Source organism: Stenotrophomonas veracruzanensis, assembly GCF_032911525.1.
GTDB lineage: Bacteria > Pseudomonadota > Gammaproteobacteria > Xanthomonadales > Xanthomonadaceae > Stenotrophomonas > Stenotrophomonas africana.
In genome coordinates this window covers 39,350-55,037 of the sequence record NZ_JAWJTI010000009.1, presented here as the reverse complement: position 1 = coordinate 55,037, position 15,688 = coordinate 39,350, and the positions used below count along the sequence as shown (strand labels likewise).

Here is a 15,688-nt window from a genome sequence, read left to right as displayed (position 1 = left end):
TGGCCAACGGGGCGTCGTCCTCACCCTGTACCTGCCGCATCTCCTTGATCTGCCCTTCCTTCCGCCCTGTGAGGACCACGAGTACGAAAGGACAGGGAAACATCGGTGGCGACAGCCAGCAGTCGCAAGGCATCACACCGCGGCCTGCTGCACTCCTCACCCGTCCTCGCGGCGCCGATGAATGCCTTCAGCACAAATAGCCGAAAGTAGATGAAAGGTGTTGACCAAAGCGACGGGGTGGCAACAGTGGAGATCAATGCCACTGACGACACCCTTCATGAACGCCCTGCCCGACAGCATCCAGACCCTGGCCGAGGTCATCGGCGAATCCGCAGCCCTCACGCTGGTGCGTGCGTGGCCGCCGACCACCTCCAGCACCACCGGGCGTCACCGCGTCATCGTCTACGTTCCCTCCACCCTGCCCGACCAGCATCGGCTGATCGACATCCTTGGCCACGACGTCGCCCGGCGGCTGGTCGCGCACTTCGGCGGCGAACTGTTGTTCCTGGCGTCCTGCTTCGCTGCCGGCGCGCACGAACGCCGTGAGCAGATCGCCCGCGCGGTCGCCAGTGGAATGCCGCGCGAACATGTGGCACGTGAGTTCGGTGTCTCGCAGACCACCATCAAGCGCGCCCTGCGCGGTGCCCGCTCCGCGCCACCGCCGGCGGTCCATCCGGCCCTGCTCAAGGGATACGCGCGCGCATGAACGAAAGTGACCTGCTGGCCGGTGTACCGGACTGGGCCAAGTACCTGGGGGGAACCTCGGGCGTGCTGATCGCGGTATCGCTGTGGCTGCGCCAATGGTTGTCGTCAGCCAAAGTCGACCGTACCGCCGACGAAGCCACCAGTAACACGCTGCGCACCCTGCAGGAGCAGCTGGCCGCCGAACGCACCCGCGCCGACGGCCTGATGCACGAACGCGAGGCAATGGCGCAGGAGATCGGCCAGCTGCGCGGCGAGGTCAGCGCCCTGCGCGCACAGATCGTCCAGCAGAGCGTGCAGATAGACGCGCTGCTGGCGCTGGTGCGCAAACAGCCGGAAGCCGCTGCATGACCGCCGCCACAGCCATCCCCCTCGGCGGCGCCAATGTCGCCGCATTCCTGGACATGCTGGCCGTGTCCGAAGGCACCGACTTTCCCGGCCAGCGCTCGCGTGACCGTGGCTACGACGTGATCGTCGGTGGCAAGCTGTTCAGCGACTACCGCGACCATCCCCGGGTGCTGGTGTCGCTGCCGCGCTATGGCATCAAATCCAGCGCCGCTGGTCGCTACCAGTTCCTGCGCAGTACCTGGGATGACCTGCGTGCACGGCTGGACCTGCCCGACTTCGGCCCGGTTTCGCAGGATCGCGCAGCGGTTGCGCTGCTCAAGCAGTGCGGGGCCTACGAGCTGATCCGACTGGGACGTTTCGATGCCGCCGTCACCGCGGCCCGGCGCATCTGGGCGTCACTGCCCGGCGCCGGCTATGGGCAGAAGGAACATGCGCTGGAAACACTGCGCGTGGCCTACCGCACCGCCGGTGGAGCCCTGCAGTGACCCCCTCGCCCTGCGGTTCCGAATCGGCCTGCTGGTCCTTGCCGGGAGCCACGCAGGCTGCGCCTGGCTGGGGTGGACGCTACGCGACCGCAGTGCAGACCTCGCCGATGCCAGCGCCCAGGCCGCGCAGCAGGCGTCGCGCGCTGACTCGATGCAGGCCGCACACCAGCAGAACCTCGCCAATCTCCGTACCAGCGCGCAGGCCGAGTCACAGCGCCTGGCCACGCAAGCCGAACGCACCCGGCAATTCACCAACCTGCAACAGGACATCGAGACCCATGCCAAGACGCCTGGCCGTGATCGCGGCGACGCTGATGCTGAGTTCGTGCGCATCTGGCGCGAAGCCAACGCCGGCCGCGCCCTGCCTCGTTGATCTCAGCATCGCACCGGCGCAGTTGCGTGCGCCGGACGAGCTGCCGGACCTGCAGGCTGCCACCGATGATGCACTGCTGCGCAACCACGTTGCGGTCGCGCGGCAGTACCACGTGCTGGCCGATCAACTGCGAGCGCTGCTGTGCAGCCTCGGCAGTCAGCGCGGCATCACCCTCAACGGCGCAGTTCCGGTAACGCCTCCAGGCTGCGGCGTCGCTACCGGCAACAACCACGGCGATGCGCCGGCCTTCTGATTCCGCCGCGGGCGGCCACGCCTGCAATGCCGTGCCGCTCCGGTGATGGCAACACTGGCTGCAGACCGCGCGTGCCACAAGGCCACGTCCTTCCACCATTCACTACATGAGCTGATATGGCGACTGACTCCCCCTCCCCGACGCTCGACACACTGCACGGCGCCATCGAAACTGCCATCCGCGAACGCTTTCCGGACTTCGCAACCGTCGAGTTCTATCGCGAGGCCAGCACCGAAGGCATGCCCACACCAGCCTGCCTGCTGGCACTGACCCGCTGTGACCGCAGCCGGGAAGGCAATGACGGCAGCGGACTGCTGCAGGCAGTGCTGCGTTTCGAGGCACGCGTCGTCGTAGCGGCCGATAACACCGCAGGCGCGCTGCACCTGCGCAATGCCGCGATTGCACTGGCCACCTGGCTGCACCAGATAGGCCGCTTCCACGGCGCCTCCAGCGGCGCGATCGACGTGATCGCTGCCCTGCCCGAAGACACCGCAACCGCACAGCCCGGCCTGCGCAGCTGGATCGTCGAATGGTCACTGCCGGTCGCGCTGGGCGACAACGCCTGGGACGATGAAAGGGGCCCAGTGCCGCAGGCATCCTATAGCTTCGCGCCAGAGATCGGCCTTGCCCATGCGACGCGCTACCAGCCCCTGCCGGAGCGCGCGCCATGAGCGCCGAACACGCACGTTTGATCGGCAATCTGCTGATGATCGGCGTCGTGCGCGAGCTGGACGAAGCAGGCGGCCGCGTGCGCGTAGATGCCGATGGCATGCTCACCGACTGGATTCCCTGGCTGGAACGCCGGGCCGGACCCAGCGTGCGCAGCTGGTGCGCGCCCGAGCCGGGCGAGCAGGTCGTACTGGCGTGCCCCTATGGTGACCCCGGCCAGGCGCTGGTACTCGGCAGCCTGTACCAGGACCGCTTTCCGCCACCGGCCGACTCGCGCCTGCGGCAACGCACCGAATTCGCCGACGGCAGCACCGTCGAATACGACCAGGAAACCACCACCCTCAACGTCCATGTCGGCAGTGGCAAGGTCATCGTCACCTGCGCGAATGCACAGGTGATCGCCAGCGAATCGATCGTGCTCGATACACCGTCGATCAAGGCGACCGGCAACCTGGACGTCAGCGGCGCGATCAGTGCGGGCAAGGACATCAGTACACCCGCCGAGATCAAGGCAGGCGCCATCGGGCTGAAGGCACACAAGCACACCGCGCAGGGGCCGACCGCTCCGACCACGCCGGCGCAGTCCTGATCGGCCACGCCTGCAATGCCCTGAAAAACCGCACTTCACGACGATAGAGGCCATGCGAGGAATCGACGCCAACACCGGCAAAACACTGGATGGGCTAGCCCATCTGCACCAGTCCGTGCGTGACATTCTCACCACGCCCCTTGGCTCCCGCGTACTGCGCCGCGAATACGGCTCGCGCGTGTTCGAACTGATCGATGCGCCGACCAACCGCTCGCTGCGCATGGACCTGATCGCGGCCACCGTCGACGCGCTCGCGCGATGGGAACCGCGTCTCCACGTCGAGAACGTCGACGTCTCCCTCCCCGCCCCCGGCGTGATGATCCTGGCAGTGACCGGAATCCATCTGTCCGACGGCGAGGCCATCACCATCGAAGGAATCGAGGTTCGCTAACCGTGGCATCCGGCTCGTTCACCAGTGTCAATCTGTCCCAGCTGCCTGCACCGGCGGTCATCGAAGTGCTCGATTTCGAAGCCATGTTCGATGAATCGCTGACCGCACTGCAGGCCCTGGATCCCACCTTCGACGCGCTGTTGCCGTCGGACCCGGCCTTCAAGATCCTGGAGGTCTGCACCTACCTGCGCCTGCTCGATCGCCAGCGTGTCAACGACGCCGCGCGTGGCGTGATGCTGGCCTATGCCGGTGGCAGCGACCTCGACCACCTCGCCGCGATCTTCGGCGTCGCCCGCCAGGTGCTCGACCCGGGCAGGCCGCAGGAAGGCATTCCACCGCGATATGAGAGCGATGAGGACTTCCGCCGCCGCATCCAGCTGGGCCCGGAAGGGTTCAGCGTGGCAGGGCCGGAAGGTGCCTATGTATTCCATGCGCTGAGCGCCGACCCGCGCGTGCTCGACGCCAGTGCGACCAGTCCCGCCCCGGGCGAAGTGGTGGTCTCGGTGCTGTCGCGCGAAGCGGATGGAACCGCCACCCAGGGCCTGCTCGACATCGTCGAGGCGAAGCTGAGCGCCGATGACGTGCGACCGCTGACCGACCACGTGCTGGTGAAGCCGGCCACGATCGTCACCTACTCGGTCGACGCCACGCTGTTCACCTTTGCCGGCCCGGATTCGCAGGTCGTGCTTGCCGAAGCGCGCACCCGCCTGGACCGCTACATCAGCGAGTCACATCGCCTCGGCCGCGATGTCACCCGTTCGGGGTTGTTCGCCGCATTGCATGCCGAGGGCGTGCAGCGCGTGGAGATCGTCCATCCGGCTGCAGATGTGGTGGTGGACCGAACCCAGGCCACCCACTGCGCCGGCGTGACCCTGACCCACGGCGGCACCGATGAATGAGCCGAGCACGCGCCTGATCAACGCGCGCCTGCGCGGCGCGATCGATGGCCGCAACCGCACCTTCCGCCACCCCGGCGGCGCGCTGGCGAGCCTGCAGGCGGTGTACCGCACCGATGCACGGGGGCGGCAGCCGTTGCAGGGCAGCGTCATCGAGGGCAGCAGGGTCACCCTGGCCGCTGCACCGGCGCCCGGCGAGGTCATCGATGGTGACGCCCAGGTGGTGGTGCCCTCGGCGGCGAACCTGCTTCCCGCCAACGCCACCCACGCCGAGCGCGCGCTTGCCCGCGCCATCGTCGCACGTCCGTTGCCGGTGGACATCACCGCGCTGTGGGATGCCGATCGCTGTCCGACCGCACTGCTGCCCTGGCTGGCCTGGGCGCTGTCGGTGGACGAATGGAAGGCCTACTGGCCCGAGGCCGTGAAGCGCGCCCGGGTGCGTACGGCCATCGCCATCCAGCGACGCAAGGGCACCGCCGGCAGCGTGCGCGACGTGGTGGCCGCCTTCGGCGGCTCGGTGCTGATCCGCGAGTGGTGGCAGCTGCAGCCCAAGGGCGCGCCGCACACCTTCGAAGCGGTGATGACCATCGCCAACCAGGATGGCCAGTCCGCCACTGCGATGTTCGTCGAGGACGTCATCGGCGAAATCACCCGGACCAAGCCGGTGCGCTCGCATTTCACCTTTACCCAGGGCATGCAGGCCGACGCCGCCATCGGCGCACTTGCAGCCGCCCACGCCACGGCCTTCCGCCGCCTTCAACTGATCGGAGAGTAACCCCCGCATGCGCTTGAAAATCACCGATGCCGGCTTCGCCAAGCTGGTCAATCCGCCGAACACCGGCACCAACGCCGTGCTGATCACCCAGATCGGCCTGACCTCGACCGCCTTCGTGCCTTCCGCGGGGCTCACCGCACTGCCCGGCGAGATCAAGCGCGTCGCCACCTTCGGCGGCCAGGCCGTGGGCGATGACACCGTGCACGTCACCATCCGCGACGACAGCGCCACCTCCTACACGCTGCGCGGCTTCGGCCTGTACCTGGCTGACGGTACGCTGTTCGCCAGCTACGGCCAGGCCGATCCGATCATGGAGAAGTCGGCCGCATCGATGCTGCTGCTGGCCACCGATACCCGCTTCAGCGGGATCGACGCGACGCAGATCCAGTTCGGCGATGCCGGCTTCCTCTATCCACCGGCCACCACCGAAGTCGTCGGCGTGGTCGAGCTGGCCACCAGCACCGAAGCCGAAGATGCAACCGACACCCAGCGCGCGGTGACCCCGCGTGGCGTGCGTGCGTACACCGACAAGCGCTTCGGTGCCAGCGCCCCGACCGCGCTGGCGAAGACGCTGCTGTCTGCGGCGAGCACCGCGGCGGCGCGCACCGCGCTGGAACTGAAGAGCGCCGCGCTGAAGGATACCGGGCATGGCAACGGCCTGGACGCCGACACCCTGGACGGCAAGCACGCCTCCGAGTTCGCCCTGGCCGGTGACTTCGCCACCGTAGGCCACAAGCATGTGATTGCCGATGTGACCGGGCTGCAGTCGGCACTGGATGGCAAGGCATCCAGGGGCGGCAACACGTTCACCGACCAGCAGTTCATCGCGGGCAGCTCGCCCCTGGTCGGCTTCGGTAGTTCGGGCGCAGAACAGTCGTTCATTGGCGGCTGGGCAAACACCGGACTGTGGCGCGTGTGGAGTACCGACCGTAGCGCCAGCAGCGAGATCACCATCAAGCATGGTGATGGCCCGCGCTGGAATGGATCGGCGATGTGGCATGCGGGCAATTTCGCACCGGACTCGAAGATCAACCTGACCGGTGGCACGTTCACTGGCAACGTCACCATCAAGAGCAACTCGCTGCGGCTATCCGGCTGGGGTAACGCCGCGACCGACGGTGTTGTGTACTTCGGCTCAGGCGATAGCTACCTCTTCAAGAGCGGTTCTGCGTTCTCGCTCAAGAACGTGGAAGGTGGATTCACCGCGACGATCAACTCTGGCGGCACCGTCTGGACCAGTGGGAACTTTGATCCGGCAAGCAAGGTGAACAAGGCCGGCGACGTGATGCCCGGCGCCCTCCGGGTAAACAATGCAGTGAGGATGGCTGCGGGCGCCGACCGCATGCTTCGCGTCATGGATTTCGATGGTCGAAGCGTAATCCAGGGCGTCAATGACGCGGAGTCCGAATTCACGCCGATCGAGATGCGCGGCTCGTACATCAATATGCCCTGCGAGGTTCGCCCATTGCGAATCCGGATTCCACACGACGCGTACGGCACCGAGATTCTGTGGAATCAACTCGGTAGGGAGAACGGCTACGGATGTTCGGAGTACATCAATTATCGTGGCGGCGGCACTGGTGGTCACGTGTTCTACGCGGCGGTCGCGAACGTCTCGCAGCGCCGAACCGGACGTATCACTGAAACTGGAAACATTGACTCTTATCCGACCGCGCCAAATCCTGGGACCGGCGTATCCAGCTTTGGCTTCCGTACTGGCGGCAGCTTCGGTGGCGGCTACGGGATGACCGATGGGGGCCTCACTTGTGGCATCTACATGCAATCAGGTGGAACGAACATCGGCTTCGGTAGCGTTGGTGGCGGTGTAGGACAGCAGCTTCGCATCGATCAGTACGGAAACCTCAATGTAGTTGGCGCTGCCAGCGCCAACGGCGGCTTCGATGTCGGCTCGTCACGCAAGCTGAAAGAGATCGACAGCGTGGTCCCTTATGGTCTGGCAGACGTCGAGCGCATGGAGCTCGCATCTGGCCACTACAAGCCCGAGTACAACGACGACGGTCGTCGCCGCCTGTTCTTCGTCGCCGAGCAGCTGGCCGAACTGGTGCCGGAAGCGGTCGACCTGGAAGGCGTCGAGTTCCAGGGCGAACGCGTGGCATCGGTCAAGCTCGACCAGCTGCTGCCGGTGATGGCCAAGGCCATCCAGGAACTGGCCGCCGAAGTGCGCGCACTGAAAGCGGAGCGCTGACATGCCCAGCGGATATCGCTCTTCCGGCGTCGACTTTGACGACCTGTTCGATCCGTACGTCGAAGGTCCGCAGGCACAGGACTCGGGCCGCCGTATCGGCGGCACCGACCTCAGTCGTCGCTATGCCCACATCCAGTACGGCAGTAAGCGTGCCGACGTAGGCCATCGCATCAACGGCATGGACGTGTCCAACCTGTGGGCGGCCCGCGGCAGCGCCACCTACAGGCTGCCATTCCATGGCAAGGGCTACTCGGCAAGCAATGGCGCCAAGACCAACTCCACCGGCTCCGTGTCGGCAACCGTCTCGATCCTGATGTATGCCGACGGCACCTATGCCATCCGCACGGGCGTCGCCGGTGGCGGCAATGGAGGCAGCTCGGTAGCAGCGTCAGGCCAGTGGCTTCCGGCAGGTGCAAGCGTTTCCGAGTACGAAGTGCAGATCACCGGCTCCTCGCCCGCCAAAGCCTCTTTCAGCACCAGTGCTCCCTCGTTCGTGCCGGCATCGGCTGGACCGTCGGCAGGCGTGTCGATCAGCGTCCCTGCCAGGTCCGCCAGCTACGAATCGGACAGCGTCAGCATTTCCGTCGCGCTGCGCCGTGCCGGAGGTATCGCCCAGGTTTCCACCTTCAGCGCCAGCGTCAGCGCCTCCGGCTGGGTCTGATCGATCAGCGGGCCACCGCTGCAATTATCCCGACCGCCACATTCTCCGAACATTACCCCGTCGCCTGCACAAGCCGGCACACACCCACACCGAGGAAGAACCCCGAATGACCGAATTTCTCCATGGCGTACAGGTCGTCAACATCGATACCGGTGCCCGATCGATTGCCATCGTCTCCAGCAGCGTGATCGGCATCGTCGGCACCGCACCGCTGGCCGACACCGATGCGTTCCCCATCAACACGCCCGTACTGGTGACCTCGCCGTCGCAGGCCGCCAAGCTGTCGGCGACCACCGGCACCGATGCCGGCACCGATGCCGGCACCCTGCCCGGTGCGCTCGACACGATCTTCGACCAGTCCAGTGCCGTCGTCGTCGTCGTCCGCGTCGAGAAGGGCGCCAATGAAAGCGCCACCCTGGCCAACGTGCTGGGCGGCGTGAACGCCCAGACCGGCGCCTACGAAGGCGTGCATGCGCTGCTGGCCGCCAAGTCCATCGTCGGCGTCAAGCCGCGCATCCTGGTCGCCCCCGGCTTCACCCATATGCACCCAGCCGATCCGGCCAAGCCGGAGGCCGTGCTGGCCAACCCGGTCGTGGCCGAGCTGCTTGGCATCGCCGACAAGCTGCGCGCAGTGATCATCAAGGACGGCCCGAACAGCAACGACGACGCTGCCAGGTCCACCGCCGCCCTGACCGGCTCCAAGCGCGTCTACGTGGTCGACCCCGCGCTGCTGGTGCAGTCCGGTGATGCCATCGTCACCCGCCATGCCTCCGGTGCCGTGGCCGGTGCCATCGCCCGCAGCGACAACGAGCGCGGCTGGTGGGCGTCGCCGTCGAACCTGGAACTCAACGGCGTGGTCGGTACCGCGCGTGCGATCGACTTCGGCCTGTCCGATGCCACCAGTCGCGCCAACCTGCTGAACCAGGCCAACGTGGCCACGGTCATCCGCGAAGGGGGCTTCCGCCTGTGGGGCAACCGCACCACCAGCATCGATCCGAAGTGGCAGTTCCTGTGCGTGGTGCGCACCGCCGACATCATCGCCGACAGCCTGGAAGCCGCCCACCTGTGGGCCGTCGACCGCGGCATCAGCAAGACCTACGTCGATGACGTGCGCGAGGGCGTCAATGCCTTCCTGCGCGGCCTGAAGACCCAGGGCGCGATCCTCGGCGGCAACTGCTGGATCGACCCGGAACTGAACGCAGCGGACAGCGTGGCCCAGGGCCGCTTCTACTGGGACTTCGACTTCACTCCGACCTACCCGGGTGAGCAGCTGACCTTCCGCATGCACATGAACAACAACTACGTCTCGGAGATCTTCTAAGCATGGCGCGCAACGTCCGAAAGAACTTCAACTTCTACGTCGACGGCAAGGGCTATGCCGGCAACGTCGAATCCTTCACCGCTCCGAAGCTGACGCTGAAGACCGAGGATTTCCAGGCGGGTGGCATGTTCGCCCCGACCGAAATCACCCTGGGCCACGAGAAGCTTGAAGCCGAGGCTGTCCTCATCGCCGATGACCCGGACATCATGGGGAAGTTCCATGTGGTGGAAAGCAAGGAGTACTCCTTCACCGCACGCGAGGCGCTGGAGTCCAGCGACGGCAGCATCACCGCCGTGGTCCACAACATGCGCGGCAAGGTCAAGGCCATTGATCGTGGCGAATCCAAGTCCGGCGAGAAGGGCACGGTGAAGATCTCGCTCGCACTGAGCTACTACAAGCTCACCCACGGACCGCTGGTCGTCCAGGAGTTGGACGTGGTCAACATGATCGCCAAGCAGAACGGCGTGGACATGCTGGCCGGCCTGCGCAGCGCCCTGGGCATCTGACCCCGCACGCGTCTCCACAGCACCGGGGGCGCCTCGCGCCCCCCGCCTTCATCGCGCTCCCTCGATTTCCAGGAACACATCCATGTCCAGCAAGACCAAGACCACCAACGACCACGTCATCGAACGCGATGGCTATGCCGAAGTCACCCTCACCCGCCCGCGCCAAGTCAATGGCGTGGAAACCGCCGTGCTGCGCATGCGCGAACCCACCGTGGAAGACATGGAGCGGTTCCAGGATGACAAGGGCAGCGATGCACAGCGTGAAGTGCGGATGATCGCCAACCTGTGCGAGATCCCGCCGGACGACCTGCGCAAGCTGCCGCTGCGCGATTACGCCCGCCTGCAGTCGGGAGTCGCGCTTTTTACCACCTGACCCTGCCGCAGATCAGGCAGGGAGTGCTCGCCCTGGCCGGCCATACCGGCTGGGGCCTGCGCGAAATCATGACGCTGCGGGTGTCGAAGTTCATCTGGTGGATACAAGGATTGCCGGTACATGGCGAGTAACGTTCAAACGACAACGATCACGATCGGTGGCTCGATCTCGGGCTCGCTGAAGTCCGCACTGTCCTCCACCGAGGACGGACTGAAGAAGATCGGCAGCGAACTGGACAGGCTGGAGCGCAAGCAGCGCTCCATGAGCAAGGCGAACCCCTCGCTGGTAAAGCTCAAGCAGAACGTTGCCGGGCTGCGGCAGGAGTACGCCAGGCTCTCCAGCGAGGGCGATCGCCTGCGCAAGGTGCAGACCGGCCTGGAGCGCATCGAGAAGGCAAGCACCGCCAATCTGCGTAACCGCAAGAAGCTGGGAACCTCCTTCAAGGAGTCACGCACCCTGCTCGGCAGCGCAGTGACCCAGCTGGCCAAGCCGGTCGAGAACGCCTCAAGCTTCGCCCGCCAGAACCAGCAGATCGGCAGCGCAGCGGGCCTGGACAACGGCCAGGTCAAAGCACTGGGCAGGACGATCCTGGCCGAGACCGGCAACACCAACCAGAAGGCGAATGACCTGCAGCGCGCCATCCGGCTGCTGGTCGACGCCGGCATGGATGCACAGTCGGCGCAGACCAGCCTGCGCGCCATCGGCCGCACCGCCACCGTCACCGGTACCGGGATCGACGACGTCTCCAGCGCCGCCGTGGGCCTGCAGCAATCATTCGACATCGACCCTGCCAGCATGCAGTCGGCGCTGGATGTCCTGGTCGTCAGCAGCCACCAGGGCGGGCTGGGGCTGAAGGACATGGCCAAGGTAATGCCGGTGCTGGGAACGTCATTCCAGGCGCTGAAGCTGCAGGGCAACGCAGCAGCGGCCACCATGGGCGCGGCACTGGAAGCCACGCGCCGGTCCGCGGGCGGCGCTGATCAGGCAGCCACCCAGATGAAGGGCTTCATGACATCGATCATGTCGCCCGAGCTGCAGGCCAAGGCCAAGAAGGGATTCGGCCTGGACCTGCGCAAGGTCATCAGCGACGCACAGAGCAGCGGTGGCAACCCGTTCGACGCTGCGATGCAGGCCATCATCCAGGCCACGGCCGGCGATCAGCAGAAGATCGGCAAGCTGTTCGGCGATGCACAGGCGAAGAACTTCATCGGCCCGATGATCCAGAACTGGGATCAGTACACCCGGATCCGCGACAAGGCGCTCAATGGCTCTGCCGGAACCACCGATGCGGCGTATGCCAATGCCATGCAGACCGACCCGGAGAAGATCCAGGGCACGAAGATCGCCGTGGACAACCTGTCCAAGGCTTTTGGTGCGGCGTTGCTGCCCGCGGTCGGCGACGCGGCGGTGAAGCTGACCGAACTGCTGAACGGCGTGACCACCTTCGTGACCGAGAATCCGAAGCTGATCGCCAATACCACCAAGGTGGTGGTGGGCATGCTCGCCATGCGCAGTGCGGTGCTGGGTGCCCGTTACGCCTGGACGTTCGTGAAGGGTCCGATCCTGGGTGTGCAGAAGGTCTTCCAGCTGTTCCGTGCCGGCAACCTGCTGGCCCAGCTGGGGCGCTTCGGCCCGATGGCCATGCGTATCGCCTCGGTGTTCCGCGTCATCGCCACCGCAGTGGGCGCCATTGGTGGCGGCCCTATCGCGGTAGCTGTGGCCGCGCTCACTGCCGGTGCCCTGCTTGTCCGCAAGTACTGGGAGCCGATCAAGGCCTTCCTGGGCGGTGTATGGGAAGGTCTCAGCAGCGCGGGCACCTCAGCGATGGGAGAGCTGATGAATGCCGTTGCGCCGCTGCGTCCGGCGTGGGAGGCCGTGAGTGCCCTGCTGGGACAGGCCTGGGACTGGCTGTCGCGGATGCTGGCCCCGGCGCAGTACACCGGAAACGAACTCTCCCGCGTGGGCGAGATCGGCAAGCTGGTGGGCGAAGCGCTGATGTTCAACTTCCGCGCCGTCATCCAGGTCGCTGGCTTCGTCGCCGAGGTCTTCAGGATGATCGGTGAGGTCATCGGCACGGTGGCTGGATTCATCGTCGTCACCTTCGGCAGTGCCTGGGACTGGGTTTCAGCGAAGGTCAGCAGCGTGATCGACACGATGATGGCCAAGATCGCCCCCTTCATGGAGGTGGTCGGTACCATCATGGACAAGGTCGGGGGCGTGCTGGGCACCGCCAAGGACAAGATCGCGCTTGGTGTGAACGCCGCGGCTGATGCCTACGGCGCGATACGCGCAGACGGCGGCATACAGCTGCCTCCGGTGATGCTGGCGCCCGCCAGCATGCACAGCGCCAGCGTGCAGCCACGCATGCCGAATGCCTTTGGTACGCCGGCCGGGCGTGCCGCACCGGAGATGCCTTCGCCCACCCCGCGCAGCGCCACCACGGTGCAGCAGCAGCAGACCAACCACATCACCATCCACCAGCAGCCAGGCGAATCCAGCGAAGCGGTGGCGCGCCGCACGGCCGACGAGCTGCAGCGTCGCAACGCGGTTGCCGCCCGTGGTGGCCTGGCAGACAGGAACTGAGCATGAAACGCGAATTCGTAACCGGCACTGTGGACAAGCTGCTGTCGCAGTTCAAAGCCAATGACTCCGGCAACGCCCCGGTCCTGCTGATGCTGGGCGGCTTCAAGTTCAGCCTCAACACCGCGGTCTTCCGGGAGATCCAGCAATCCAACGAGTATCGCTGGCAGGCGCAGGACCGCATCGGCCAGATGGCGGCCCTGCAGTACACCGGACCGGGCTCAGCCAGCATGACCCTGCCGGGCGTCATCTACTACCAGTTCCGCAGCGCCGGCAATGAGCTCTCACAGCTGCGCAAGCTGGCCGCGCAGGGCACGCCTCATCGACTGCTGACCGGCAAAGGCGGCAACCTGGGCCTGTGGGTCATCGAGAAGATCGATGCCACCGCCAGCGAGTTCACCGCCGACAGCGCGATCCTGAAACACGAATTCACCCTCTCCCTGCGGAAGCACAGCGATGGCACGAACGTATAACACCCGCGACGGCGACGTCGTCGACCGCATCGCGTACACGCACTATGGCGAACAATCGCCGGCCATCCTGCGCGCGGTATTCGACGCCAACCCGGGCCTTGCCGCACGCGGCGCGGTACTGCCCGCGGGCATGGCGATCACCCTGCCGGATGTGCAGCGCCCGGCAAACGAGCGCAAGGGAGTGGCCCTGTGGGACTGAACATCACACCGGCATTCCGTGTGGTGGCCAACAACCAGGACATCACCGACACCATCAGGTCGCGCTTCAAGTCGCTGCGGATCACCGACGAGACCGACAACAACTCGGACATGCTGGAACTGCAGCTGGCCGACCATGATCCTTCCGATCCGATCCAGCTGCCGCCGGCAGGCGCGGAGCTGGAGGCCTTCATCGGCTACGACGGTGACGTGCGGCGCATGGGCCTGTACATCTGCGACGAGGTGGAGATTTCCGGCTACCCGGGCAGCATGACCCTGCGTGCCCGCGCAGCGCCGTTCGAAGCCAGCAAGGGCGGCAAGAACGATCTGCAGACGCAGAAGACGCGCACCTGGAAGAAGGGCACGACCATCGGCGGCATGGTGCAACGCATGGCCGGCGAACACGGAATGGAGGCAGCCGTGAGCGGGTCGCTTGCATCGATCGCGCTGCCGTTGACGGTGCAGTCGCAGGAGTCGGACATGAACCTGCTGCTGCGCCTGGCCAAGCAGCACGATGCCATCGCCAAGCCGGGCGGCGGCCGCCTGATGTTCGTCAAGCGGGGCGAATCCACCAGTGCCAGCGGTGAGCGCATTCCCGACGTCACCCTGACCCCGGCCGATGGCAGTGCCTACAAAGTGAGCATCGTCTCACGCGAGAAGACAGGCACCACCATCGCCTATTACCGCGATGTACGCGGTGCCACGCGCCAGGAAGTGAAGCTGGGCAGCGGTGAGCCGATCGTGCGCCTGCGCATGGCCTACGCCGACCGCGAAACCGCCGAAGCTGCAGCGCGCGCCAAGCACCAGGAACAGGCCCGGCAGACGCGTACGCTGAGCTACACCCTACCCGGCCGCGAGACGCTGATGGCCGAAGCCACGGTGGTGATGCAGGGCTTCCGCGATGGCGTGGACGGGCAGTGGCTGGTCAAGCGCGCCGAGCACAACATCAGCCACGACGGCTACGTGACCAGCATCGAGTGCGAACAACCCAACAGCGCCGACGCAGTGAAGGCGGCCCGCAGTGCCGCGGCCACCGAAGGCGAGCAGGTCGGCAGCGAGGTGTAAATCCACGCGGGCGTGGATCTACATCGGCGGCCTCGACCAAGCTCGGTAGATCCACGCCATGCGTGGATGCTTTTCGCGCATCAACTCACGTACTGCGCAACCCCGTTCCCGAACGACCAGTTCTCCTTCTTCACTTCCACAAGATTGATGAACACATCCTCGCGGCGAATGCCCACCGCCGCGTGCAATCCCTCGGCGATGCCGGCGTACAACGCCTTCTTCTGCTCCAGCGTGCGTCCTTCGTTCCAGGTGATCTGGATGCAGATGAAATCGTCGGTGCGGTCCACGCCCAGGTAGCTGGCGTCGTAGATCAGCGTGCCGGGCTCGTGTTCCTGGAAGATCTGGAAGCGATCGTTTTCCGGCACGCCCACCGCGCGCATGGCCTGGTAGATGGTTTCGCCGACACGTTGCAGGTAGTCGGCGGATTTACCTTTGCGAAGATCGATGCGGGCGAGCGGCATGGTGGCACTCCGGGGAATGGGGACACGGCAGTGCCTCGAGAGTACGCCGGCCGGGAACCACGCAACAGCACATGGATGGAATCCTCTGCCCGCATCGGTGAAGTGCGTCCCCGAGCGCTTCGCGCGGTTGCGGGAGCCGGAGAGTCGCGCTGATGGTCAGGCAACAAAAAAGCCCCCATTTCTGGAGGCTTCTTTCGTTCTGCAACATGGTGGGCGGTACAGGGATCGAACCTGTGACCCTTGCCGTGTGAAGGCAATGCTCTACCGCTGAGCTAACCGCCCGGTGTGTTGCTGAGCCGCTCATTATAGGGGCTTTTCAGAGGCCGTCAACAGTTTTTCACATTCGTGTTCACGGGTGTTTCG

The 15,688-nt window shown here is 65.7% G+C and carries 20 protein-coding genes and 1 tRNA gene; 19 read left to right on the top strand and 2 right to left on the bottom strand.

Annotation, left to right across the window (positions count from 1 at the left end):
- The first annotated feature begins 277 nt into the window (after nt 1-277).
- The 19 genes from R1H25_RS08800 (at nt 278) to R1H25_RS08710 (ending at nt 14,864) form a co-directional block, all read left to right on the top strand.
- Complete coding sequence (locus tag R1H25_RS08800; protein ID WP_232015473.1) at nt 278-706, top strand: helix-turn-helix domain-containing protein; 429 nt, start codon at nt 278-280, stop codon at nt 704-706.
- The gene (locus R1H25_RS08795) at nt 703-1,053 is read left to right on the top strand and encodes a hypothetical protein (protein WP_317223375.1); all 351 of its coding nucleotides are present in this window, start codon (nt 703-705) and stop codon (nt 1,051-1,053) included. Before R1H25_RS08800 ends, R1H25_RS08795 begins: the two co-directional genes overlap by 4 nt.
- A complete protein-coding gene (locus R1H25_RS08790) occupies nt 1,050-1,535 on the top strand; it encodes a glycoside hydrolase family 104 protein (protein ID WP_317223374.1) in 486 nt (161 codons plus the stop codon). The genes R1H25_RS08795 and R1H25_RS08790 overlap by 4 nt, the downstream gene beginning before the upstream one ends.
- Nucleotides 1,480-1,908: a hypothetical protein gene (locus R1H25_RS08785; protein ID WP_317223373.1), complete on the top strand. Its 429-nt coding sequence runs from the start codon at nt 1,480-1,482 to the stop codon at nt 1,906-1,908. Before R1H25_RS08790 ends, R1H25_RS08785 begins: the two co-directional genes overlap by 56 nt.
- A gap of 22 nt (nt 1,909-1,930) precedes the next feature.
- Complete coding sequence (locus tag R1H25_RS08780) at nt 1,931-2,161, top strand: hypothetical protein (protein ID WP_317223372.1); 231 nt, start codon at nt 1,931-1,933, stop codon at nt 2,159-2,161.
- A 116-nt stretch (nt 2,162-2,277) separates the two neighbouring features.
- Nucleotides 2,278-2,832 carry a hypothetical protein gene (locus tag R1H25_RS08775; protein WP_317223371.1) on the top strand — a complete coding sequence of 185 codons (555 nt, stop codon included), beginning with the start codon at nt 2,278-2,280 and terminating at the stop codon, nt 2,830-2,832.
- Entirely contained in the window at nt 2,829-3,419 is a 591-nt protein-coding gene (locus tag R1H25_RS08770) for a phage baseplate assembly protein V (protein ID WP_317223370.1), read from the top strand. Before R1H25_RS08775 ends, R1H25_RS08770 begins: the two co-directional genes overlap by 4 nt.
- Before the next feature lie 52 nt (nt 3,420-3,471).
- Nucleotides 3,472-3,810 (top strand): GPW/gp25 family protein, encoded by a 339-nt coding sequence (locus tag R1H25_RS08765; RefSeq protein ID WP_317223369.1) that lies wholly within the window; start codon nt 3,472-3,474, stop codon nt 3,808-3,810.
- A 2-nt stretch (nt 3,811-3,812) separates the two neighbouring features.
- Nucleotides 3,813-4,709, top strand: coding sequence for a baseplate J/gp47 family protein (locus R1H25_RS08760; protein WP_005412462.1), 897 nt, complete (start codon nt 3,813-3,815; stop codon nt 4,707-4,709).
- A gap of 223 nt (nt 4,710-4,932) precedes the next feature.
- The gene (locus R1H25_RS08755) at nt 4,933-5,481 is read left to right on the top strand and encodes a phage tail protein I (RefSeq protein ID WP_134948479.1); all 549 of its coding nucleotides are present in this window, start codon (nt 4,933-4,935) and stop codon (nt 5,479-5,481) included.
- 7 nt (nt 5,482-5,488) lie between these two features.
- Nucleotides 5,489-7,687, top strand: a complete 2,199-nt coding sequence (locus R1H25_RS08750; RefSeq protein WP_317223368.1) for a tail fiber domain-containing protein — start codon at nt 5,489-5,491, stop codon at nt 7,685-7,687.
- A gap of 1 nt (nt 7,688) precedes the next feature.
- Entirely contained in the window at nt 7,689-8,348 is a 660-nt protein-coding gene (locus R1H25_RS08745) for a hypothetical protein (RefSeq protein ID WP_138969780.1), read from the top strand.
- 106 nt (nt 8,349-8,454) lie between these two features.
- Entirely contained in the window at nt 8,455-9,669 is a 1,215-nt protein-coding gene (locus R1H25_RS08740) for a phage tail sheath C-terminal domain-containing protein (protein ID WP_317223367.1), read from the top strand.
- Between the two features lie 2 nt (nt 9,670-9,671).
- Nucleotides 9,672-10,175, top strand: a complete 504-nt coding sequence (locus R1H25_RS08735; protein ID WP_005408326.1) for a phage major tail tube protein — start codon at nt 9,672-9,674, stop codon at nt 10,173-10,175.
- An 82-nt stretch (nt 10,176-10,257) separates the two neighbouring features.
- Entirely contained in the window at nt 10,258-10,548 is a 291-nt protein-coding gene (locus R1H25_RS08730; protein WP_005408325.1) for a phage tail assembly protein, read from the top strand.
- 120 nt (nt 10,549-10,668) lie between these two features.
- Nucleotides 10,669-13,131, top strand: coding sequence for a phage tail tape measure protein (locus tag R1H25_RS08725; RefSeq protein ID WP_317223366.1), 2,463 nt, complete (start codon nt 10,669-10,671; stop codon nt 13,129-13,131).
- A gap of 2 nt (nt 13,132-13,133) precedes the next feature.
- On the top strand, nt 13,134-13,601 hold the full coding sequence (locus R1H25_RS08720; protein WP_317223365.1) for a phage tail protein: 468 nt from the start codon (nt 13,134-13,136) through the stop codon (nt 13,599-13,601).
- The gene (locus tag R1H25_RS08715) at nt 13,585-13,800 is read left to right on the top strand and encodes a tail protein X (protein WP_049430174.1); all 216 of its coding nucleotides are present in this window, start codon (nt 13,585-13,587) and stop codon (nt 13,798-13,800) included. The genes R1H25_RS08720 and R1H25_RS08715 overlap by 17 nt, the downstream gene beginning before the upstream one ends.
- Entirely contained in the window at nt 13,791-14,864 is a 1,074-nt protein-coding gene (locus R1H25_RS08710; RefSeq protein WP_317223364.1) for a contractile injection system protein, VgrG/Pvc8 family, read from the top strand. Before R1H25_RS08715 ends, R1H25_RS08710 begins: the two co-directional genes overlap by 10 nt.
- Before the next feature lie 80 nt (nt 14,865-14,944).
- Here R1H25_RS08710 and R1H25_RS08705 read toward each other — a convergent pair whose 3' ends face one another.
- Together R1H25_RS08705 and R1H25_RS08700 are read right to left on the bottom strand one after the other, a co-directional pair.
- Nucleotides 14,945-15,325: a tautomerase family protein gene (locus R1H25_RS08705; RefSeq protein WP_106549828.1), complete on the bottom strand. Its 381-nt coding sequence runs from the start codon at nt 15,323-15,325 to the stop codon at nt 14,945-14,947.
- 207 nt (nt 15,326-15,532) lie between these two features.
- Nucleotides 15,533-15,607: transfer RNA gene (locus tag R1H25_RS08700), tRNA-Val, on the bottom strand.
- Nucleotides 15,608-15,688 lie beyond the last annotated feature (81 nt).

Bases quoted from the DNA above. Each gene is read 5' to 3' on its own strand.
- R1H25_RS08800 (WP_232015473.1), top strand. From the start codon at position 278: ATGAACGCCCTGCCCGACAGCATCCAGACCCTGGCCGAGGTCATCGGC.
- R1H25_RS08795 (WP_317223375.1), top strand. From the start codon at position 703: ATGAACGAAAGTGACCTGCTGGCCGGTGTACCGGACTGGGCCAAGTAC.
- R1H25_RS08790 (WP_317223374.1), top strand. From the start codon at position 1,050: ATGACCGCCGCCACAGCCATCCCCCTCGGCGGCGCCAATGTCGCCGCA.
- R1H25_RS08785 (WP_317223373.1), top strand. From the start codon at position 1,480: ATGCGCTGGAAACACTGCGCGTGGCCTACCGCACCGCCGGTGGAGCCC.
- R1H25_RS08775 (WP_317223371.1), top strand. From the start codon at position 2,278: ATGGCGACTGACTCCCCCTCCCCGACGCTCGACACACTGCACGGCGCC.
- R1H25_RS08770 (WP_317223370.1), top strand. From the start codon at position 2,829: ATGAGCGCCGAACACGCACGTTTGATCGGCAATCTGCTGATGATCGGC.
- R1H25_RS08765 (WP_317223369.1), top strand. From the start codon at position 3,472: ATGCGAGGAATCGACGCCAACACCGGCAAAACACTGGATGGGCTAGCC.
- R1H25_RS08750 (WP_317223368.1), top strand. From the start codon at position 5,489: ATGCGCTTGAAAATCACCGATGCCGGCTTCGCCAAGCTGGTCAATCCG.
- R1H25_RS08745 (WP_138969780.1), top strand. From the start codon at position 7,689: ATGCCCAGCGGATATCGCTCTTCCGGCGTCGACTTTGACGACCTGTTC.
- R1H25_RS08740 (WP_317223367.1), top strand. From the start codon at position 8,455: ATGACCGAATTTCTCCATGGCGTACAGGTCGTCAACATCGATACCGGT.
- R1H25_RS08735 (WP_005408326.1), top strand. From the start codon at position 9,672: ATGGCGCGCAACGTCCGAAAGAACTTCAACTTCTACGTCGACGGCAAG.
- R1H25_RS08730 (WP_005408325.1), top strand. From the start codon at position 10,258: ATGTCCAGCAAGACCAAGACCACCAACGACCACGTCATCGAACGCGAT.
- R1H25_RS08725 (WP_317223366.1), top strand. From the start codon at position 10,669: ATGGCGAGTAACGTTCAAACGACAACGATCACGATCGGTGGCTCGATC.
- R1H25_RS08720 (WP_317223365.1), top strand. From the start codon at position 13,134: ATGAAACGCGAATTCGTAACCGGCACTGTGGACAAGCTGCTGTCGCAG.
- R1H25_RS08715 (WP_049430174.1), top strand. From the start codon at position 13,585: ATGGCACGAACGTATAACACCCGCGACGGCGACGTCGTCGACCGCATC.
- R1H25_RS08705 (WP_106549828.1), bottom strand. From the start codon at position 15,325: ATGCCGCTCGCCCGCATCGATCTTCGCAAAGGTAAATCCGCCGACTAC.